The organism is Allorhizobium sp. Av2 (assembly GCF_021462805.2).
GTDB lineage: Bacteria > Pseudomonadota > Alphaproteobacteria > Rhizobiales > Rhizobiaceae > Allorhizobium > Allorhizobium vitis_G.
Genome location: NZ_CP192696.1, coordinates 149,040 through 169,504, shown reverse-complemented (window position 1 = coordinate 169,504; position 20,465 = coordinate 149,040). Strand labels below are relative to the sequence as shown.

The window sequence follows — 20,465 nt, the reverse complement described above, 5'->3', positions numbered from 1 at the left end:
CCTCAGGGGTTGGAATGGTCCCGCCGTTTCAGGCTCCTACCAGTTTGAGCTTCATCAAATCCACCTCTTGCGTCAACCTGTGAACGGCATCCGGCGTTGGCTGCTGCACTCTTAACGCATGGGCAAAGCCTGCAATATCGTTCAAACCGACATTGACGGCAGCTCCCTTGATCGTGTGGAGTACGCGATCGATTTCGCGGGGATTGCGCTGGGCCATGGCCTTGTGCAATTCGCCGAGCAGCTGGGCGGCATCATCAAAGAACGATTCAATCAATTCCTGGTAGATCTCTTCCCCGAGAGCTTCGACCAGTTCGTCGTGGCGCGCTTCATCAAGCCCGTTCATCTCGTCAAGATGCTGTTGCAGCGTCAGTGGGCTATGGTCAAACACACTGTCTTGCTGAGGCTTGGTCTCAACCGGCCCGTCAGCCGAGGCCTGTTCGCGTTCCACCGGTGCAAAGCTGAGAATGAGGTCGCGCAGGCGGTTCATGGTCACGGGTTTGGATTCAAATCCCACCATGCCGGCAGCGCGGCACCGACGGCGATCGTCGTCAGAAGCATTTGCGGTCATGGCAACAACAGGGGTCAAGGCGGAAGCCCCGCCGCGTTCAATGATATGGCGGGTCGCCTCGATACCGTCCATGACCGGCATTTGCATATCCATCAGGATCAGGTCGAAGACTTCCCGCTCGGTGCGAGCCACCGCCTGGGCGCCATCGCCAGCCACAACCACATCCTGGCCGAGTTTTGAGAGGAAACGGCTGGCAACCTGCTGGTTGACCCGGTTATCCTCCACCAGAAGGATCTTCAGGCGGGGCAGATCCGCGCTGCTGTGGCGGGCATTCTGGCGGACATCGTCCTTTCCAGCTGCCATGACCGGCAGTTCGAACCAGAATATGCTGCCAACCCCCACCGTGCTGCTCATGCCCAGTTCGCCACCCAGTTTCTCGACGATCTGCTTGCAAATCGTCAGCCCAAGCCCGGTGCCGCCATATTTGCGGCTGATGCTGGCATCGACCTGCGAAAATGGCTTGAACAATTTGGCAAGCCCTGTCTCATCAATGCCGATGCCGGTATCTTCCACCTCGAACCGCAACATCAACGCGCTGCCGCGATAGAATTCGCGCAGCCGCAGCGTCACCACGCCGTTCTGGGTGAATTTGATGGCATTGCTGAGCAGATTGAGCAGAACCTGGCGCAGGCGGGTGGGGTCGGTGCGCACGTAAAGTGCATCGAGAGACACCGGAATATCCAGCACCAGCTGGTTGTCCTGATCGTCGGAGCGACCCTGCATGATGCTGATGGTGTTTTCCGCCAGACTGGAAATATCGACGGCCCGCTCTTCCAGCTCCAGCTTGCCATGCTCGATCTTCGAGTAATCCAGGATCTCGTTGATCACTTCCAACAGCGCTTCGCCAGACGAGCGGATGGTCTTGACGCTTTGCATGGCATCGGATGGCAGCTGCGAATATTCCAGCAATTCGGCCATGCCCAGGATGGCGTTAAGCGGTGTGCGGATTTCATGGCCCATGGTGGCCATGAACTGAGACTTGGCCCGATTGCCGGAATCGGCAGCCTCATAGGCATCCGATAACTCCCTGGTCATGGTTTCCAGGCGGCGGCTGGTCTCGCGAACCGACTTGAGCTGGCGGTGCAATGTGACAACGAGAAAGATCACAGATGCCATCAACAGGCCGAGCATAATGGCCGACGTCTTTTCCATCTCGAACATGGCGCTGCGCATGGTGGAGCGTTGGTTGCCAACGTAGGAATTGGTGTAGATCAACAGGTCGTTGGTTTGCGCGCACAGGGCATCCAGGTCCTGCTTAACCTCATTAATCTGTTGAGTGTCCAGTACGACGCCGGTTTGAAGTCTGTCCAAAACCGGTTGTATTTTCCGGATGATGTCGCCGATGCTTTGCAAATGGCCTGATATCGTCGCGTCACTGTTAAAATAGCTACCGAATTTGGAATCATTGACCAGGTTGATCCGGGACAGGAGAATATCGTAGCGCATAGACACTTGCGCGATTGTCTTCTCGTCGCTGGCCCTCTCGTTGCTGGCTTCCGCCAGGACATAATCGAGGGCGCGCGCTTCCCGGTCCAATTGGTAGATCGACCAGACCGCGTTTTCCCTGATATCATCAAACAACAGGCGGTAGCGATCCGATACGTCCTTGAACAGCAGAAGAAATGTCAGCAGCAGGACACCCGACAGGATCAACAGGATCAAGGTCGTCTTTGGCTGCGTTTGACGTTTTTGCGCCGTGGCGGGAGCGAGCAGCATCACCGAACCTCGAGCGATTTGATCTGCCAAACGGAGCGCGCGAAATAGGTTTCCGTATAGAGATTGCTGTCCTCGTCGAACGGATAGATGACCATCATCGGGCCCTTGTCGCGCACCGGCATGGTTTCACCGTCCATGCGTGTGGCGAGGATAATGTTGAGCCCGGATACATCCTCCGGGGGAATAACCGCCGAATAGTCATTGAGCGCCCGTATGGTCACGGCTCCCTGTCCAGCGCCAGCGGCATCCAGAATGGCACGGAGCAAGGGGCCGGAATAGGTGGCCGCTTTTTTCGTCCAGGGCGTATCGAGCGTCACGGTCCGTCCTGGCAAGGCGTCCAGCATGGCGAGATCGAAAAGCGCCTTGTCGCCGCTATTGGAGTGAGAAAGCTTGCCTTCGACGGTCAGGATGACTGCGCCCTTGGGCGTGTCGAGCGCGTCTGCGCGCGGTGCCAAGGCAAAAAGCAGGGCGATGACGAGGATATATCCTTTCATCGGACCACAGCGCCCCGCGCTTCACCCGCCACGCTGCCGCCGCGATAATTGGCGATCAACTGGCGGAAGGCCAGGGCTTCAACCGGCTTGGTCAAAAAGTCGGTAATGCCGACCTGCCGGGCGGCCTGGCGCAGTCCCGGTTCATTGTCGGCGGTGACCATAATGATCGGCACCTGATCATAACGGCCGAGCTGGCGGAGCGTGGTGACAAATTGCAAACCGCTCATACCCGGCAGGATCTGATCGACAATCAACAGATCGAACAGCGTTTGATGACACAGAACCAGCGCCTCATTGGCATCGGCCTGCACGATGATTTCATCATCGGCGACCTTGCGTGCAAGATGTTTCAGGATCATCGCGTTGGTGGCATTATCTTCAACGATCAGAATGCTCATGGTTTCCTCCGTTGAGGGTTGTCGCTGGGCCGCATCACTCGGTTACAGCATCATACGCTTTGTCAAACGTGCGAAAAAAAACCCGTAACCCACTCAATTTGCTAGGTAATATCTTAAAGCCGGGAGGCATGAGATATCCGCAAGCGCTCAGTCAGACCTGATGACAATGCTTCCGCAACGGTCGGGCGGACTGTCGCATTCGGGCAGCATCATGTCAGGATTGCATTTTCCATGCTGGACCTTGCAGGGAGCAGTCTGCATCATGCAGAACCAAGTCAGCGCTCCAAGTCTCAGCGATTGCCCTTGCTTGTATCAGGAGCACACTGAAATTGACTAAAGCAATAAGCTAAAATTTTAGTTTTTCTTGTTTTAGGGCAACTGACGAGATCCATGAAGGACCGTCGCCTTGAGTTTCAACCTAAACCATTGGGAAGAATAATAATTCACGAAAAATCGAATTGCGACAGGCGCCGCAATAGCGCATGGGGTTGACGGATGACAATCGCAGTGCGGGTGCGTTGGATCACGCCATCCTGCACCAGACGCGACATCTCGCGTGAGACGGTTTCGCGGCGTGCGCCAACATGTTCGGCTAAAGCCGCATGAATGATCACCGGAGAGATCATGCGCTGCTGAGGCTTGTCCTCAGAGGGTTTCGACAATCGGAGCAAGGTTGTGTAAAGGCGATGCCGGACATCGAGATAGGAAAACTCGCATATTCTGGCATGCAGGACGTGCATGCGCTGGACCAAGACGGACAGCAGGCTCAAACAAACCGTGTGTTTTTGAGCGATAATGTCATTGAAGACGTCCACTGGCATTCGAACCAGCGTCGCATCAGTGGTGGCCATCAGACAGAGATTATAGCCTTCAGCGCGTATCGCATCCATTTCTGCCATAGTGCCGCCGGGGCCGATCATATCCAGAAATAACTCCTTTCCGGCTGAAACACGCAGCGTCGCACGCAGAGCGCCGGACAGGACGACGAGCACAATTTCGGGCCTGATGCCATAATCGAGGACAATCGTGCCACCCGAAACGCTCTCAACGGTGCAGAGTTGCGACCATGCCCTGTCTTCTTCCGGTGTCAGGCTGGTGAAAATATCCGCCTTGGCCAGAAACATGCCCGTATCTGTCATGTCCGTATCTGCCATGCCAGTATCAGCAGTATCTTCCGATGTCATTGCGTCCCCTTGCCGAAAGCACCATGCGCTTTGCCAATCGTCCGAAATTCGCTTTGCCACGGTGTGGCATCGTGTCCAAAACCGGTTGCTGCTGCTCTGCCGAAAACCCTAGATTTAAAAAGCTTGCCTTAGGAAAATTGCAACCCGGCTTTCCTGAAAAGACAAACGAAAACAAAAGAAATGGCACGATAGCCAGTTCCGTATGAAACTGACACACTGTAGTACGGTGTAATCAACACAATTGACAACCTTAAGAATAGATGGGTTTGTGACGATCCCTCACGTTTTAAGATTACCGATGTCGGGAGGCCCCCAGCTGGGCGCCATCACAGCTCTTAAATCTTGATGGTTTCGGCCGCAGCACCCCAGACATCCGTCAACACAAACCCACCCCCCAGTGGATCGAAGGCATCCAGGGCAACCTGGTGGATGCCATAGGTAAAGCCGCGCCCGGTAATGGTGGGAATGACGGCGGGGCGCCCGGCAACAGTTGTCAGGCCTTGCAGACCGACCGTGAACTGCGAACCGATGATCGAGCGCGACAGAAAGCTGTCACCCGGCTTGACCCGGCCACGCGCATGCAATGTGGCGAGATTGGCCGAATTTCCTGTGCCACAAGGCGAACGGTCCACTCGGCCCGGCCACATGGTGGTGCAGGTGCGCACAGCGCCGTCTGGGTCCTCATCGCGAAACATCACATAGGCGACGCCGGAAATGGCCGGAATATCCGGATGGACGACCTGTATGCGCTGATTAATTTCGCCCTTCAACAGCATGCCAGCCTCCACCAGGCGGCGGGCATTGCCCGGTTCGATGGTCAGTCCGAGTTGGCGGACATCCACAAGCGCATAAAACACGCCGCCATAGGCGAGATCGAAGCGAATCTCGCCCCAACTTTCCGTGGCAATCTGCGCGTCCAGTTCGTGAACGAAGGATGGCACCATGGTCAAGGTGACACTGTCGCAATGCCCTTCCCTGCATTGCGCCACGGCTTTGACCAGTCCGGCGGCGGTTTCCAGCATCACCACCGTTTCCGGTTCCTGCATCTCGATCATGCCGCTTTCAAGCAGGGCCGTGGTGACGCAGATCGAGTTGGAGCCGGAGCTGGCATGGGCCTGATCCGGCTGAAGGATGATGAAGGCGGCATCCGCTCGGCTGTCCTTGGCCGGTAGCAGCAGATTGACCGAGCCAATTGGTGCTCCGCGTGGCTCCAACACCAGAAAATGCCGCAGTTCCCGGCCTTTCGGGTCCGTATTCAGCCAATGCAACTGATCCGCCACCGTATCGCCGGGAATTTTAGGCACCCCACCAATCGCCACTTTGCCGATTTCGCCTTCGCAATGCACATCGAGCAATTGCATCATCCGCTTCCATCTCATCGCGGCATCCTCCGGTTCGTGGCTGATCAGTTCCTCAAGCAAAAGGCGATCTACTGCATAATTCCTGAAACCGAAATCGATTCAAGGTGGTAATTATAGAGCAGAGATCACCGTGGCACCGTGTCGCCGACGGAGTTAACCGTCGAGCCAGCGCTTTCGCCCAGCTTTTTCAGCTGGTCACCATAGTTTCGGCGGGTCCGGGGGTCGAAGATCATGATCGGCGCGCTGATTGCCGTGCTGGCCGCCTGGCCGATCGTATTGGTGGCGCCGATGGTGACGGCACCGATGGCTTCTCCGACACCGACCTGCGAATCCGTCACGGTCTGTCCGGCGATCAGCCGTCCGCCGATCAACCGCACGACATCAGGGCTTTCGGCAAACTTGCCGTGGTTCAGCCTGTCACCAGTTTTCAGCTTGGTCAGGTCAAGAACGGTGATGCCAGCCTTTTCGAGCACGCTTCGATACGGTTCATTGGCCGGATTGATCTGCCCCAACCGGTCGACATTGCCGGAAATACGCCGGGAAATACTCAGCGCCCGGTCATCCTGAGAAACGAACAGTGTGAAATGCGGTGGCTTTGGCCCTAATGCCTGAAACTGCTTGCCGAACACATCGACATCCAGATCCGGAGAGGCAAGAATGACATTGGTAATCTTGGCATTGACGCCGCCATGGCGGATGGCCATTTGCCGCAGCGCTTCGACGGCAAGCCACGACCCCATCGAATGCGCCATGACCGTCACATCCGAAACCTGCGGGTCGCTGGTCATGCGGGTCAGCATCTCTTCCAGGGCATCGCGGGAATAATTGGTGCTTTCCTTGTCGTAATTATAGTCGAAAATACTGGCGCGAGACGGCCAGGTAAACACCATCGGCACCACATCCGTGCCTGAATCGTGGACGATCTGGGCGAAGCGATAGACGGAATCCTCGTAGGTATTATTGAATCCGTGCACAAACAGCAGCACGCGATGCTTGCCCTTTGCATGGGTGTTCAGCCAGGCCCGGCGCTGCTGGTCGGTCTGAATGGGCTGGACGGCAACGGTCGTGAAGTCCTTGCGCGGATCCGGCGGCAGTTTCTTTGGCCATTGAACCTCGCCGATCTTGCGGTTTGCGGCGGGAGGAATCGAAATGGTGACGGCATCGATCAACAGACCCGTTCCGCGCTCGCCGCTGAACAGGATCGATTTATCCTCAGAGGGCGCGCGGGTCGTCGCAGCCAGGAGATTGACCTCGCTGGCATTGGCGGCCTTAACCGCCGCGCCGACCGGCTTCATCACGCCCACCGCCCGCGACGCGCAGCCCACCAACAGTACGCCGAGCATGATAATAGCGAGCGGCCGAGCCGCCGAGCGCATGGAAATAGAGAGGCCACGCCGCCTTGAGCGGCGGGGAAGAGCTGTGATGTTTTGCTTTTCAGGAAGAGATGGGGCGGATAGGTCGGCATGCGGCTTGATCATTGTCGGGTCCGGTATATATCCGTCCCGGGTCAGCATCATGCAGCCCGGCTCTGGTGTCGAAACCGGTTTATCGTCATTAGACGCTTGACACCAGTCAAATCTTATCGGCGCATGGTTCCTGTCTCACGCATCGATTGATGCCAGGAAAACGCCTCTTCGAGAATGTGAGGCGTATGACCGCCACGCACGAGCGCCCTCTGATAGTAGTCAGCAAGCTGGTCGCGGTAATCAGGATGCACGCAGTTGTCGAGCACCAGCCGCGCCCTTTCGCGCGGTGCCAGGCCCCGCAGATCGGCAAGCCCCTGTTCAGTGATGAGAATATCAACGTCGTGCTCGGTGTGATCGACATGACTGACCATCGGAACGACAGAGGAAATCGCCCCATTCTTGGCAATAGACTTGGTAACGAAAATCGACAGATAGGCATTGCGGGCAAAATCACCGGATCCGCCGATGCCGTTCATCATCTGCGTGCCGCCGACATGGGTGGAATTGACATTGCCGTAGAGGTCGAATTCAAGCGCCGTATTGATGCAGATCAGCCCCAGCCGCCGGATGACTTCCGGATGATTGCTGATTTCCTGCGGACGCAGCACGAGGTGATGCTTGTATTCAGCCAGTTTTGGCAGGACTTTCTGATACATCTCCGCCGACAGGGTAATGGACGAGGCTGAAGCGAAACTCATCTTACCGGCATCAATCAATTCGAAGGTCGAATCCTGCAAGACCTCCGAATACATCTTCAAGTCATGAAACGGTGTATCGATAAAGCCATGCAACACAGCATTGGCAATGGTGCCGATCCCGGCCTGCAACGGCTGGAGATCGTAACCCATCCGGCCTTGGCGCACTTCGTTGAGCAAAAGCTCAATCAGATGGCTGGCAATGGCCTTGGTATCCTCGTCCGGCGGCTGAATGGGGGCCGAGCTGTCCTGTTTCTCCGAGACGACAATGGCGGCAATTTTTTCCGGAGGAATAGAAATATAGGGCAGCCCGACACGGCTTTCCGGCGTCACAACGGGGATCGGCATACGGGCCGGACGCCGCGACGGGATATAGATGTCATGCAGGCCTTCCAGCGTGGTCGGCTGCGACAGGTTCAGCTCGATGATCACTTTCTTGGCGAGAATGGCAAAGCTGGCGGAATTGCCAACCGATGTGGTCGGTACAATGCCACCATGCTCGGTAATGGCCACCGCCTCAATGATGGCAATGTCGACCGGCGCGATCTGACCGGTGCGCAACTGTTCGACCGTTTCTGAAAGATGCTGGTCGATGAACATCACCTCCCCGGCATTGATCGCCTTGCGCAGCGCCGGGTCCGCCTGAAACGGCATGCGCCGCGACACGACATGGGCTTCGACAAGCGTCTTGTCGAGATCATTGCCCAGCGAAGCACCGGTCATCAGGGTGATTTTCAAAGGATGTTTGCGGGCCCGCTCCGCCAGCGCCATCGGCACCGCCTTGGCTTCCCCTGCGCGGGTAAAACCACTCATGCCGATGGTCATGCCGTCTTCTATCATGGCGGCGGCTTCGTCGGCTGTGACCAGCTTGTCCATCAGAGGCCTGTAGCGAATACGATCACGCAGCATCGGAATCCATCTCCTCTATCGTCAGGCCTGCCCGGAAGGGATACTTGGCCCGCACCAACGCTTTTTCGCCCGGTCAGGCATAATCACGCCAATTGTAACATCTTATGTTGTTTTCATAATTTACCCCCATGGCACCAAACTCGCCGGTGAATACTGGGGTAACGTCGGCGCGATAAAACGCGATTGCCGGATGGTCGGCATTGACATATCTCAAGTCGGGAAATTGTGCGAGGCGCGGTGCTTGCGCTATCAAGCGCTGCCATCCATGCAAGATGGAGAGCGTCCAAACGGACGCTTACAGCGCCGTGCGCCATATATGGCGCACAAAGGTTCGCTGTAGCTCTTTATAGCTACTGCATAATTTTCTCTTTAAACCGATTCCGGTTTAAAGAGAAAATTATGCAGTAGCGTACAGGTTTAAGACCTGAAAACACTCTTAAGGGCACACTTTAACGTTAGGGCGCACGGGCCTTAAGTCGGACCTGTGGGATCAGGCGGTAATCGACGGTGCCGAGGTCGAGACAGTCGATGATGCGGAGGATGTGCCGGTCGCAATGGGCGAGACGATTGCATTGCTTCCACTGGCGGCGAAGCCGCTGTCAGTCTTGGCGGTTTTGGCTCCCTGTTGATTTTTCGAGCTGTCGCCAACATCAGGCGCCTCGACCTCCGTCGTATCAGCCATGCGATCATACGCATCCTGCGCCTGAGGCAGCGGCACATCCGGGAAGACCCGGCCCGCATCCAGGAGGGCAAACAACACGAGAGCGGGAGGCTGTACGACGTTCAGAATGACCTTATCCAGAACGTTGTCGCCATTTCGCGCATCAATCGCCAGATTATAGGTCTCCCGCTCGGCAAGACTTAGGGTCTCCGGCAACACGGCTCCCTCTTGAAACGGGCTGGCCGTATCTTCTTTTGCCGCCCCCGCAGAAGGAACCGAGGTATTAAGTTGAACAATCATACTTGATCCTCACACTCTATCCGGGAGGAATTTATCATAGCCAGGTATGCATTCAGCTAAATCAATGATTCGATTTTTATCGACCGGCCTATTTGAAACGGAGAGCTTCTGGATCTTTTATTGCCATTTGTCCTTTCAGGAAAACAGCCTCTCCTTTTCCCTGACAATGGCTCCTCGTCTCAATGGGCTGCCGAGGGCACTGAACGACCGGTTTTCTCCAGGGTAATCGCCAGGATCGAGGCCAGCAGGCAGAATGCGCCGGCGATGAAGAAAGCGGGTAAATAGCTCTGCAACTGCGTGCGTGACAGACCGGCGCCATAGGCTGCGGTCGCAGCGCCCAATTGATGACCGGTAAAGACCCAGCCGAAAACGATACCTGCTTTTTCACGACCGAAGCGGTCGGCGGCGATCTTCACGGTTGGGGGCACGGTGGCAATCCAGTCCAGGCCGTAGAAGACCGCAAAGATCGACAGCCCGTAGAAGCTGAAATCGCTGAACGGCAGGAAGAGCAGCGACAGGCCGCGCAGGCCATAATACCAGAAGAGCAGCCAGCGATTGTCGAAGCGATCTGAGAGCCAGCCGGAGCCGATCGTTCCAAAGAAGTCGAAAATGCCCATCACCGCAAGCACACTGGCGGCGGCCACCGGCAGAATGCCGAAATCGCCGCAGAGCGTGACGAAATGCGTCTGGATCAGGCCATTGGTGCTGAGACCGCAGATGAAGAATGTCGCAAAAAGAATCCAGAAGGTGGACGTCTTTGACACCTCCCTGAGCACGGAAACGGGTGTTGCCAGCATTGTCAGCAGGCCGCCGGTCTGTGGCGGTGGTGGTATCACCCGCTCCTCGCCAAAAGAGGGCAGGTTGAGATCGGAGGGACGGTCGCGCATAACCGCCAGCACGACGAGTGCAGCCAGCAAGATCATGCCGCAAACGAAAAGGACTGTCATTCGCCAGCCATAGCTTTCCGTCAATTGCGCCATCAGCGGCAGGAAAACCAGTTGACCGGTAGCAGAGCTTGCCGAGAGCATGCCGACGACGAGACCCCGATGCCTGGTGAACCAGCGGGCCGAAACGGTGGCGGCGAGCACCATGGCCGTCAGTCCCGTGCCAAGGCCGACAACCACACCCCAAAGCACCAGAAGCTGCCAGATCTTCGTCATGAACAATGACCCAATGAAGCCGCTGGAAATCAGGATCATTGCGAAAACGATGACTTTCCGGACGCCGAAATAATTCATGAACGCCGCCGAGAACGGCCCCATCAGGCCAAACAGCACCAGCCGCACGGCAAGTGCCGAAGAAATCTGCGAGGTTTCCCAGCCAAACTCATCCTGAAGTGGCTTGATGAGCACGCCAGGGGCGCCCATGGCACCTGCCGTGACCAGCATGGTGAGAAAGGTTGCTGCGACAACGATCCAGCCATAGTGGATGTTGCGCCGTGCCAGCATGGAGGCAAGTGCATTGGAGATCATTTGGTTGTTCCAAGGTGACGCTGGTTCAAGGCATTATGCGGTAGAGAGAGAATGCTGGAATTCTGCACGCAGGAACGTCGCCAATTGCCTGACCGGCAGGCGCGGTTGCTGGGGTAGAACCATTGCCAGCCGCAAGATCGGCAGTTCCGGCAGACCATCATCACCCCCCAGCTTGCGCCAGTTCGCAGGCACCGCCGTCTCCGGCAGGACCGTCAACAGGTCTCCCGAATGAACCGCCAGCTGAATTCCAGCAATGTCCGATGACGAATAGACAATCCGCCAACGGCGATCTGCACGATCCAGCGCTGCCAGAACCTGTGGCCGGGACCGGCAGCCGTCCGGAAAAAGCGCCAGTTGAACCGTACTGCTCTGTTCCGGGTAACGGTTTGGGGCCGCGCACCAAACCTGCCGTTCCAGGCGGATCAACTCCCCCTTAGGCTCGGCCGGACTTTGCGTTATGATGGCAATGTCCAGCTCCCGGCTTTCAACCATGCCTTCCAGATGGTGAGAGAAATCATATTGCAGGTCCAGATTGACCTTGGGATGCTGTGGCGCAAAACGCTGCATCAGCGCCGTGCCGAACAGTGTCAGGTAGTCATCGGGCATGCCGAGCCGAACGCGGCTTTCATTGCGGCCTTCAAGCAGCGTGGCCAGGGCTTCATCCTCGATTGCCCGTATGCGCCGCGCGTAGCCAAGCAATCTTTCCCCGATCGGCGTCAATGTCACCCGGCGATGCCCGCGATCAAACAATCGCAGATCAAGACGCTCTTCCCATTTGCCGATCGCCATGCTGACCGCGGCCTGCGTGCGTCCCAGCCGTTCTGCCGCCGCCGTGAAACTGCCCGTCTCGGCAACAGCTACAAAGCTTGCCAGTGCGTCGCTATCGAGATTGCGCATTCTGCTCCGCCATTGACCAATCGACCGTCGAAACGCTTCCTATCTCTCAAGGCGCAACCGCTCCAGAAAACGGCTGCTATCAGCGGCGCTTATGCATCAATAATAAAATTGTCATTTTCAGCCGCGCAATGACAATTATTCTCATGCTGCGTCAACACAAGAAGAACGTAAAGGGGAATTCATGTTCACTCTCAACAAAAGCAGCCGGCTGCCCGCCATCATGCTCGGCACCGTACTTGGTCTTTCCAGCCTTTGGTCCAGCACCGCCAATGCTGAAACAACATTGCGGCTGGCGCATGCTTCGGCGCCTGAAAGCCTGATCAATGAAGCAGTTCAAAAATTCGCAACGGAAGTTGGTGAGAATACCAAGGGATCGGTCAAGGTTCAGATCTTCCCGAATGCCCAGCTGGGCGACGAAGGCCCAATCGCCGACGGCGTCGGTGCGGGTTCGATCGATATCGGTCTTGGCGGTGCGGTCGATGCCATCGATCCACGCCTCAACGTGCTGTCGCTGCCGTTCCTGTTCAAGGACGCATCAAACGTTCACGCATTTCTCGATGGCGAACAAGGCCAGAAGATCCAACGCCTCGGCGAGGAGCGTGGCTATGTGATGCTCGGCGTGCTCGACTCCGGCTTTCGTCAGTTCGCCACCAGCAAGCCCATTGAAAAGCCTGCGGATCTGGCCGGCGTAAAAATTCGCACGCCTCCCAATCCGGTCATTCTGGCCACTATGAAACAGCTTGGCGCCTTGGCGGAATCCATTCCTTTCGGCCAGGTCTATACCGCGCTGCAATCGCATGTCGTTGCTGCCGTCGAGCCTGAAATGCGCGATTACTGGGACTCCAAATGGTATGAAGTCGCCAAGGACCTGTCGATCTCCAATTATATCTGGACCGCCAACTGGTGGTACATGAACAAGGACAAGCTGGAATCGCTGACGCCTGACGAACAGGCCGCCGTGAAGAAGGCCGCGACAGACACCGTCGTCTGGTATCGCAGCGCGCTGGACAAGGCCTATGCCGACACCCAGAAGAAGCTCGAGGGCAAGGGCGTCAAGGTTACGAAAGTGGATACCGCACCGTTTGTCGCGCTGGTCTCGCCGGTCTACGACCAATTCTCGAAAGAATGGGGCAGCGATCTGGTTTCGGCGGTTAAACAAGCCGCAAGCGCGAACTGAGGCCCATCCATGGATCAGTTCTCAGAAAACCCCTCACCCGGCGGGTGGGGGTGGTTGAAGCGCATCTTCGAGTTTGCGGGTGTGCTGGCCTTCATCGTCATGTTCGGATCAACCCTGCTTGGCGTGATTGCCCGCTATTTCGGTTTGGGCGGTTTCGAATGGTCCTTTGAAGTCGCAGGGATCGCGTTCATCTGGATCATCTTCATCGGGTTGATCAATGCCGAAGTGCGCGGTGAAAACGTCGCTTTCGAAGCCTTCAAGCACAGCGCCCCGCCCCGCCTGCGGGCCGCCTTCGATGCCATCGCCAATCTGGCGCTTCTGACCATGGGGCTGGCTTTCGTCATCAGTGGCTGGGCAGTCTGGCAGCGCTCGTGGAAGGTGCCAACATCCGTCTTGCGCATGCCGACCGGTGTGATCACCGCGACCATCCTCATTCTCGGCGTCGCAGCCGTCTGCATTGCGCTCTACCGCCTTTCCCACAGGGTTCGTCCATTGCCGGAAAAGCCACAGGAAGGATCACTGCGATGACCGTTGCCGTCCTTATCCTCAGTTTTTCCTTTCTGCTGCTGATCGGCGTTCCCATTGCATGGTGCATGGGCGTGGCTAGCCTGCTGACAATCTATGTCGGCCATCTCGGCCTGCCCTTCGCCTGGTTTGCACAGCAGACGATCCGCGGTGCCGATGCGATCACGCTCGCGGCCATTCCTCTGTTTCTCTTCGCCGGAGAGTTGATGAACCGCGGTGGGTTGACCACCCGGATCATGCGGGTCGCGGAACATGTCTTCGGTCGCATTACCGGCGGCCTTGGCCTCGTCAATGTTGCAACGGCCCTGGTCTATGGTGGCATCAGCGGTTCGGCAACCGCCGATACCGGCGCGGTCGGATCGATCATGATCCCCGCCATGGCCGAGCGTGGCTATCCGAAAGCCTTTGCCGCCGCCGTCACCGCCGCCTCGGGAACCCTTGGCATTATCGGTCCGCAGAGCGTCATTCTGATCCTCTATGGCGTGCTGACGAACACCTCCATCGGCGGCCTGCTGGTGGCAGCCCTGCTGCCAGGCCTGTTCATCGCGGTGACATTCATGGTCACATCCTACATTGTCGCCAAGCGCCATAATTTTCCGCGCAATGAAACACCTGCGCAATGGGGTGAGATTGGCAGGGATGCGCTTGGTGCCCTGCCCGCCCTGCTGATGCCGGTGCTGGTGCTGGGCTCGATCATCGGCGGCATCGCCACGGCCACAGAAGCCTCGGCGCTCGCCGTCGTCTATTCCTTCCTGGTCGGAATCTTCGTCTACCGTGAGCTTCCGCTGCGGTCACTCTATTCGGCGGCGTCGGCTGCCGTGGCAACGACAGGCGTGATCATGATGATCATGGCGCTCGCCACACCGTTTGGCTGGATTCTGACGGTCGAACAGGTGCCGGCCAATGCCGCCGCCTGGATAACCGGCCTGCATACGACACCGCTCGTCACCATCATCCTGGTGCTGGTATTGCTGAAAGTCGTCGGCTTCTGGCTCGATCTTGGGCCAGCGCTGATCATTCTGGCGCCGATACTGGTGCCGATCGCCCTAGCGGCGGGTCTGACGCCCTATCAGACCGGCATCGTCTTCACCATGACGCTCGGCATCGGCCTGTTTACCCCGCCGATTGGCACGAACATCTTTGTCGTCTGCAATGTCGCGAAAATCGACATGTGGTCGGTCTCGAAATGGCTGGTTCCCTATTGGATTGCCAGCGTGGTTTGTGTTGCGGCCCTCGTCGCTTTCCCCATCCTGACCGAATGGCTTCCAAGCCTGTTTGGAGTTTAATGATGCAACATCTGGTTTGCGGTATATCCAGCGGCGGACGTGAAGTTCCCGATCTGGACGGGAAGAGATTTCTCGTCGCCAATGCACAGGGGCCGTATGTCTGGGACGAAGACGGTCGGCGATATGTCGATACGGCCCTTGGTTTTGGCGCGACGTTCCTCGGACATACCGATCCCGTCGTCACCGAAGCCATCCGCGAAGCCTTGAGCAAAGGCTCGATGCCAGCCTATGCTCACGCCCTTGAAGAGGAAGCGGCAGCAGCCCTTGCTGCCCATAGCGGGGATCTGACCAAGGTCATCTTTCTCAATTCGGGCAGCGAGGCCGTGCATCTGGCGTGCCGGACGGCACGTGCGCTGACCGGCCGGCAAAAAATCGTCAAGATGGCTGCCGGTTATGACGGCTGGTTCGATGACGTGGCTTTCGGCAATGCCGGAGCGCCGGAAGCGAACATGGCGACAAATGACCGGCCATCGAGCGGCGATACATTACTCCTGCGCTTCAACGATCGGCAGGATGTCGAACTGCTGTTTGAAGAATGCGATGATATCGCCGCCATCGTCCTGGAGCCGATGATGGCCAATGCGGGATGTATTCTCGCCAATCCCGGATATCTGCAACACGTCGCCTCAATTGCCCACCGGCATGGTGCGCTGGTGATCATGGATGAAGTGCTGATGGGCTTTCGGCTCCATGGTGGCCTGGCAAGCCATCTGATGGGTATCAGTCCGGATCTTGCCACGGTGGGCAAGGCAATTGGCAACGGCGTTGCCGTTGCAGCTTTGCTCGGCACGCCGGAGGTCATGGCAGCCTTTGAGGACCGCCGCGTCAACCGCGCTGGCACCTATAACGGCAACCCGGTCGCCTGCGCTGCCGTGAAGGCGGCGATGAGCGTCATCGATACCGTCGATTACGGCGCACTCGAAAAAGCGGGAACCGACCTTCAGGCACATGCGATCCACGCCTTCAGCAACGCAGGCATCGACATCTGTGCGAGCGGCTATGGCACCGTCTTTACACTCTGGCGCGGCAAGACGCCGCCCTCTAACTACCAGGAAGCGGCACAGCGGTCCGAAAAGGATTTTACCGCCAGACTTCATACCGAACTGCGGCGCAACGGCGTGATGTCGATGTATAGCCAGTTCGGTCGGTATTATCTTTCCGCCCGGCATGAGGAGGAAGCGCTTGGTCTCTGGGCCGAGGCTTTTGAAAAGGCTGCAAGATCGATTGCAGCCTGACAGGCTCTGTTGCACAACTCCTGAGTTCAGACTCGACTCAAGGATAAATTAGACAACAACTATAAATGGTTAAAGCGCCGTTCGCTTCCTGAAATGCACGGCGCTGTGACGGTCAATGATGGGAATGCTGCTCATTATGTTTACGGGTCGCTGCGGCCTTCTTTGCGGAGGCAGATCGTTCTTCCCTGGTTCTTGCAGCAGAAGCCTTACCGCCCTTGCGTCCGCCCTTTTCCGACGAGGCGTGGTTCTCCGGGTGGCCGCGACCTGAACCTGACTTGTTGCCGCCACCGCTTTCTTTGTTAACCGTCGCCCAAGCGCGGCTTTGCGCTTCCTTTTCGGGTACGCCACGATTTTCGTAACTCTCTTCGATATGTTCCGCCTTGCGTTTTTGCTTGTCGGTATAAGCGGATTTGTCACCACGAGGCATGAAACATCTCTTTTGCTGATTTAAAAAAATAACCGCGCTGGAGGTCGTAAAGTTCCGAAATGATGTCGACATGAGCGCAAATGGCCAAAATCCCGTCGGAGCGATTGGAGCGGGCTGGTCGCGGACTCAGGCGGGCCGAGTGGCAACAGACGAAGGATGGCTATGTCTTTCAAACACACTGCCGATTTAAAGCACACGACAAATCCGGCAATGCAAAAGCCATTTGCCTCAATGCGGCGGAGCCTGCTCTCTCAAGAGGGCGCGAACCTTCTCAATATCGCCGGAAAGTGGCCGGTCGTCTGAATAGGGCGGGAGGTGTGCGCGAGCCATGCTGTAAAGGGCATTCGTTCCCGCTGCTAGCTGCCCGGCACCTGCGAGGACATCATGGGCCTGCGCGCCCGCCATCCATTCAATCGCCAGAATATACTCGGCATTGTCGAGGACCGCGAGCAGCTTGTTGGCGGCAGCGGTAGGATGAGCCAGGAAATCCTCCTGCAGGCCGGAGGTCAAACCGCCATCGGTAGAAGCCGGGGCCGCAAGGCGGCGGTTATCGCCAACAAGAGCCGCCGCCGTATATTGAGCGATCATCAGGCCGGAATGGCTTCCGGCATCGGTGGCGAGGAAAGGCGGCAAGCCACTCACCAGCGGATTGACGAGCCGGTCGATCCGGCGCTCACTCATGGCTGCGATCTGCGCAATGGCAATCGCCAGACTATCGGCTGCCTGACCCAGCGCCGGGGCGACAGCATGGGCCTGTGATGAAACGATGGGCTTTTCTGGCGTCCCCAGGATAGCGGGATTATCCGTGGCCGAGGCAAGTTCACGATCGACGATCACCGCGCAAGCATCGAAGACGTCACGTGCGGCACCGTGGGCATGTGGCACGGCCCGCAAGCTTAGGGCATCCTGGGTCCGCCTGCCGCGCGCGGCGGCAATCAGTCCACTGCCCTGGAGCCTGGCCCGAAGCGCTGCCCCGACAGCCGCGATACCCTTTGAAGGGCGCAGGGCGAGAACGGCTTCATCGAAGGCATCCATCTGGCACCCAGCCGCTTCAAGCGTCAGAGCCGCGATAGCATCCGCCCAGTCTTGCAGGCGCGCGGCGCGGGCCAGTGCCACACTCGACAGACCGGTTGCACATGCCGTGCCGTTGACGAGGCTCAGCCCTTCCTTGGCGCCCAGCACCAACGGTTGAAGACCGATCTGAGCCAAAGCATCCCGCCCGCTGAGAGGACGGCCACCGACGCGCGCTTGCCCCTCACCGATCAGCACAAGCCCGGTATGGGCGTTGTGGGTCAGATAACCGGCAGACCCCCGCGACGGAACATCGGGAATGCAATCCCGCTCTAAAAACGCCAACAGATGCGAGACGATATCGCGCCGGACACCGGAATGGCCGTGGGCGAAATTGGCGATCTGCGCCGCCATGATAGCCCGCACCTCACGCACATCCAGCAACGGACCGATGCCACAGGCATGACTGAGGACAATCCCGCGTGACAGCCGGCCCTGCGTTGCGCGATCGACAACCGTATCCGAGAGGGCGCCGATGCCCGTAGTGATGCCATAGGCGCGGACACCGCTTTCCACGATACGATCCAGGATCTGGCTTCCCCGATCGATGCGCCGATAGGCCTTGTCTGAGAGAGAAAGTGCCTCACCCTCGCCGACACGCGCAACAGCGCGCCAATCCAGCCCGTCATCAAGAACAACGCTCATGAAATTCTCCTGAACGGTATGGGCCGTGATGCAACGATGGACAAAGGCGTTTCTCCATTCTTGGAACCAGTCGGTCTTGAAACCACGGCGCCTTGAAATCAGTCAGAGCGCAGCATTTGGGCAGGACCTCACGTGCTGCTGTAAAGACGATAACGACTGCCGGGATAGAGCAGGCGGACAGAAGAAACGATCCCCTCAACCGACCATGTACGGCGGCGTACAAGCAGACATGGTTCGGACTTCTGGATCGCCAAAAGCTTGCACTCCCAGGCCTGCGCATTGATCGATTCTATATGCTGCTCCGCCTTGACGATTGGCGCGACGTCCGTCAGGTAGCCATTTGGCGTGACTACATTGAAATCCTGATGCAGATAATCAGGCACGCAGCTGGGATTGACGAAGCGATCCTCGATCTGCATCGGAAGTCCATCTTCGGCATGCATGATGATCGAATGCGCCACCGGGTCCGCAGGTGATACGCCCAGGGCTTCGGCAAGTTCCTCGCCACAGGCTTCCATCTGAAGCAGAATCACCCTTGCGCTATGAATACCGCCGTTGCGACTGATTTCATCAGCAATGTTGGGCACGCTCTGAAACTGCGAGGTTCGTTTCCGGGTCGCGACAAAGGAGCCTTTGCCGCGCAGGCGCACCACAAGCCCTTCATCCGCCAGTTCGCGCAGGGCGCGATTGGCCGTCATCCGGCTCACCCCGAGAATGTCGACCAATTCGTTTTCCGAGGGAACGCGCTGGCCGATCTTCCACTCACCGGTTTCGACACGGCTGCGAACATAGTCTTTCAATTTGACATAAAGCGGCGTGGCGGAGAGCAACGTGGCAGGAGATTGGTCCTCCTGCCCGATCTCCGCATCTTTCTGGACCAGAGGCATCACGTTCCCGGAAAAATTCTGTGTCATGATCCATAACCATGAAGTCGTCGATAGGCATACGTATCTGGATATCAGGCGCCCGGTCGCTGCCAGGCCCCGGGCGTTGGCAGGCGAACAGCGGATGCAGCTCGCCCGCCAATCCCAAATCAGTTCAGCTTGTGTTGCGCAAGCCAGTCGCCGGCGACCACATCGAAACTGTCATGATTGCCCAGACGACCGTTCATAACAACGAGGTCCTTTGTGGTCAGGGCGGCTGATACTGCATCGAGCGTCTTTGTCACGGTCTCACTGACTTTCGCAGTGGCGATCACAGGAACCACATTCTGGGCAGGAAAGAGGTTCTTGACATCTTCCAGCATGACCAGATCGTTCGTCGCGATGGCAGGATCGGTCGAAAACAGGTTAGCGGCCTGTATCTGGCCATTGACGAGTGCCGACAACGTCAGCGGGCCACCGACATCAAGCGCCTTCAGCGACTTGAACTCCAGCCCGTAAACATCCTTCAGGCCGATAATGCCTTCCTTGCGCGTCTTCCATTCCGGTGGACCGCCAAGCACGAATTCGGAAGCAACCGGGGCGAGATCGGCAATCGTCTTCAGTTTGTATTTCTCGGCCGTCGCGCGTGTCACCGCAACGCCGTCCGAATCCTGCGCCGCTGACGGTGTCAGCATCGACACGCCCTTCGGCAGGGCAGCCTTGAGGGCCGCCGCCACATCGTCTGGCGTATGGGCTGTGGCTTTCTTGTCGAGATAGCTCAATGCCGCACCCGCATATTCCGGCAGGAGATCGATTGATCCGTCGAGCAGGGCCGGCATATAGACCTCGCGACTTCCAATGTTCAATTTTGTCTCAACCTTAATCCCCTTGGCGGTCAGGGCCTTGGCATAGATTGTCGCCAGAAGCTGGCTCTCGGGGAAATCGGCAGAACCAACGATAATCGTCTTGGTATCGGTTCTCTCAGTAGGCGGAGCCGCCAGCGGATCGCCTGCGGCAAGCACTGATGCGGCTGAAAGGGTCATGAGCGCCAAAGCGCTGACAGCGGTGATGATCCTGAATGCCATGCGAGCTTCTCCTGTGTTGCTTATCGAGAC

At 57.6% G+C, this 20,465-nt stretch carries 18 protein-coding genes; 4 read left to right on the top strand and 14 right to left on the bottom strand.

Going from position 1 to position 20,465, the window contains the following annotated elements:
* Positions 1–28 precede the first annotated feature (28 nt).
* The 10 genes from FS819_RS00820 to FS819_RS00775 form a co-directional block, all read right to left on the bottom strand.
* Positions 29–2,284: an ATP-binding protein gene (locus tag FS819_RS00820; RefSeq protein ID WP_156549357.1), complete on the bottom strand. Its 2,256-nt coding sequence runs from the start codon at positions 2,282–2,284 to the stop codon at positions 29–31.
* Positions 2,284–2,778 (bottom strand): putative pterin-binding protein, encoded by a 495-nt coding sequence (locus FS819_RS00815; protein WP_156549355.1) that lies wholly within the window; start codon positions 2,776–2,778, stop codon positions 2,284–2,286. Before FS819_RS00815 ends, FS819_RS00820 begins: the two co-directional genes overlap by 1 nt.
* A complete protein-coding gene (locus tag FS819_RS00810) occupies positions 2,775–3,176 on the bottom strand; it encodes a response regulator (RefSeq protein ID WP_015914796.1) in 402 nt (133 codons plus the stop codon). Before FS819_RS00810 ends, FS819_RS00815 begins: the two co-directional genes overlap by 4 nt.
* Before the next feature lie 443 nt (positions 3,177–3,619).
* Positions 3,620–4,360, bottom strand: coding sequence for a Crp/Fnr family transcriptional regulator (locus FS819_RS00805; RefSeq protein WP_156629733.1), 741 nt, complete (start codon positions 4,358–4,360; stop codon positions 3,620–3,622).
* 335 nt (positions 4,361–4,695) lie between these two features.
* Positions 4,696–5,739 (bottom strand): proline racemase family protein, encoded by a 1,044-nt coding sequence (locus FS819_RS00800; protein WP_156549350.1) that lies wholly within the window; start codon positions 5,737–5,739, stop codon positions 4,696–4,698.
* Between the two features lie 107 nt (positions 5,740–5,846).
* On the bottom strand, positions 5,847–7,097 hold the full coding sequence (locus tag FS819_RS00795) for an alpha/beta hydrolase (protein WP_197434085.1): 1,251 nt from the start codon (positions 7,095–7,097) through the stop codon (positions 5,847–5,849).
* A gap of 203 nt (positions 7,098–7,300) precedes the next feature.
* Complete coding sequence (gene scpC, locus FS819_RS00790; RefSeq protein WP_156549346.1) at positions 7,301–8,791, bottom strand: succinyl-CoA:acetate CoA-transferase ScpC; 1,491 nt, start codon at positions 8,789–8,791, stop codon at positions 7,301–7,303.
* 490 nt (positions 8,792–9,281) lie between these two features.
* Positions 9,282–9,752 carry a hypothetical protein gene (locus FS819_RS00785; protein ID WP_156549344.1) on the bottom strand — a complete coding sequence of 157 codons (471 nt, stop codon included), beginning with the start codon at positions 9,750–9,752 and terminating at the stop codon, positions 9,282–9,284.
* A 179-nt stretch (positions 9,753–9,931) separates the two neighbouring features.
* Positions 9,932–11,224, bottom strand: a complete 1,293-nt coding sequence (locus tag FS819_RS00780; protein ID WP_156549342.1) for an MFS transporter — start codon at positions 11,222–11,224, stop codon at positions 9,932–9,934.
* Positions 11,225–11,257: 33 nt separating this feature from the next.
* Entirely contained in the window at positions 11,258–12,121 is an 864-nt protein-coding gene (locus FS819_RS00775) for a LysR family transcriptional regulator (protein ID WP_156549340.1), read from the bottom strand.
* 181 nt (positions 12,122–12,302) lie between these two features.
* Between FS819_RS00775 and FS819_RS00770 the strand changes: the two genes are divergently transcribed.
* Genes FS819_RS00770 through FS819_RS00755 form a run of 4 tightly spaced genes read left to right on the top strand, consistent with a single transcriptional unit; the run spans position 12,303 to position 16,344 of the window.
* Complete coding sequence (locus tag FS819_RS00770; protein WP_156549339.1) at positions 12,303–13,298, top strand: TRAP transporter substrate-binding protein; 996 nt, start codon at positions 12,303–12,305, stop codon at positions 13,296–13,298.
* A 9-nt stretch (positions 13,299–13,307) separates the two neighbouring features.
* Positions 13,308–13,826 carry a TRAP transporter small permease gene (locus FS819_RS00765; protein WP_156549337.1) on the top strand — a complete coding sequence of 173 codons (519 nt, stop codon included), beginning with the start codon at positions 13,308–13,310 and terminating at the stop codon, positions 13,824–13,826.
* Positions 13,823–15,109: a TRAP transporter large permease gene (locus tag FS819_RS00760; protein ID WP_156549335.1), complete on the top strand. Its 1,287-nt coding sequence runs from the start codon at positions 13,823–13,825 to the stop codon at positions 15,107–15,109. Before FS819_RS00765 ends, FS819_RS00760 begins: the two co-directional genes overlap by 4 nt.
* 2 nt (positions 15,110–15,111) lie before the next feature.
* On the top strand, positions 15,112–16,344 hold the full coding sequence (locus FS819_RS00755; RefSeq protein WP_156549333.1) for an aspartate aminotransferase family protein: 1,233 nt from the start codon (positions 15,112–15,114) through the stop codon (positions 16,342–16,344).
* Positions 16,345–16,456: 112 nt separating this feature from the next.
* On the opposite strand, the gene FS819_RS00750 is transcribed toward FS819_RS00755, so the two are convergent.
* The 4 genes from FS819_RS00750 to FS819_RS00735 all read right to left on the bottom strand — a co-directional run bounded on the left by FS819_RS00750 (position 16,457) and on the right by FS819_RS00735 (position 20,435).
* Positions 16,457–16,771 carry a plasmid stabilization protein gene (locus tag FS819_RS00750; RefSeq protein ID WP_156549331.1) on the bottom strand — a complete coding sequence of 105 codons (315 nt, stop codon included), beginning with the start codon at positions 16,769–16,771 and terminating at the stop codon, positions 16,457–16,459.
* A gap of 228 nt (positions 16,772–16,999) precedes the next feature.
* Positions 17,000–18,487, bottom strand: coding sequence for an HAL/PAL/TAL family ammonia-lyase (locus FS819_RS00745; protein ID WP_156549329.1), 1,488 nt, complete (start codon positions 18,485–18,487; stop codon positions 17,000–17,002).
* A 128-nt stretch (positions 18,488–18,615) separates the two neighbouring features.
* On the bottom strand, positions 18,616–19,401 hold the full coding sequence (hutC, locus tag FS819_RS00740; RefSeq protein ID WP_234889337.1) for a histidine utilization transcriptional repressor HutC: 786 nt from the start codon (positions 19,399–19,401) through the stop codon (positions 18,616–18,618).
* 119 nt (positions 19,402–19,520) lie between these two features.
* Positions 19,521–20,435, bottom strand: a complete 915-nt coding sequence (locus FS819_RS00735; RefSeq protein ID WP_156549327.1) for an ABC transporter substrate-binding protein — start codon at positions 20,433–20,435, stop codon at positions 19,521–19,523.
* Positions 20,436–20,465: the final 30 nt, after the last annotated feature.

Coding starts and splice junctions, on each gene's coding strand:
- FS819_RS00820 (WP_156549357.1), bottom strand. CDS start 2,284: ATGCTGCTCGCTCCCGCCACGGCGCAAAAACGTCAAACGCAGCCAAAG.
- FS819_RS00815 (WP_156549355.1), bottom strand. CDS start 2,778: ATGAAAGGATATATCCTCGTCATCGCCCTGCTTTTTGCCTTGGCACCG.
- FS819_RS00810 (WP_015914796.1), bottom strand. CDS start 3,176: ATGAGCATTCTGATCGTTGAAGATAATGCCACCAACGCGATGATCCTG.
- FS819_RS00805 (WP_156629733.1), bottom strand. CDS start 4,360: ATGACATCGGAAGATACTGCTGATACTGGCATGGCAGATACGGACATG.
- FS819_RS00800 (WP_156549350.1), bottom strand. CDS start 5,739: ATGAGATGGAAGCGGATGATGCAATTGCTCGATGTGCATTGCGAAGGC.
- FS819_RS00795 (WP_197434085.1), bottom strand. CDS start 7,097: ATGCGCTCGGCGGCTCGGCCGCTCGCTATTATCATGCTCGGCGTACTG.
- scpC (WP_156549346.1), bottom strand. CDS start 8,791: ATGCTGCGTGATCGTATTCGCTACAGGCCTCTGATGGACAAGCTGGTC.
- FS819_RS00785 (WP_156549344.1), bottom strand. CDS start 9,752: ATGATTGTTCAACTTAATACCTCGGTTCCTTCTGCGGGGGCGGCAAAA.
- FS819_RS00780 (WP_156549342.1), bottom strand. CDS start 11,224: ATGATCTCCAATGCACTTGCCTCCATGCTGGCACGGCGCAACATCCAC.
- FS819_RS00775 (WP_156549340.1), bottom strand. CDS start 12,121: ATGCGCAATCTCGATAGCGACGCACTGGCAAGCTTTGTAGCTGTTGCC.
- FS819_RS00770 (WP_156549339.1), top strand. CDS start 12,303: ATGTTCACTCTCAACAAAAGCAGCCGGCTGCCCGCCATCATGCTCGGC.
- FS819_RS00765 (WP_156549337.1), top strand. CDS start 13,308: ATGGATCAGTTCTCAGAAAACCCCTCACCCGGCGGGTGGGGGTGGTTG.
- FS819_RS00760 (WP_156549335.1), top strand. CDS start 13,823: ATGACCGTTGCCGTCCTTATCCTCAGTTTTTCCTTTCTGCTGCTGATC.
- FS819_RS00755 (WP_156549333.1), top strand. CDS start 15,112: ATGCAACATCTGGTTTGCGGTATATCCAGCGGCGGACGTGAAGTTCCC.
- FS819_RS00750 (WP_156549331.1), bottom strand. CDS start 16,771: ATGCCTCGTGGTGACAAATCCGCTTATACCGACAAGCAAAAACGCAAG.
- FS819_RS00745 (WP_156549329.1), bottom strand. CDS start 18,487: ATGAGCGTTGTTCTTGATGACGGGCTGGATTGGCGCGCTGTTGCGCGT.
- hutC (WP_234889337.1), bottom strand. CDS start 19,401: ATGACACAGAATTTTTCCGGGAACGTGATGCCTCTGGTCCAGAAAGAT.
- FS819_RS00735 (WP_156549327.1), bottom strand. CDS start 20,435: ATGGCATTCAGGATCATCACCGCTGTCAGCGCTTTGGCGCTCATGACC.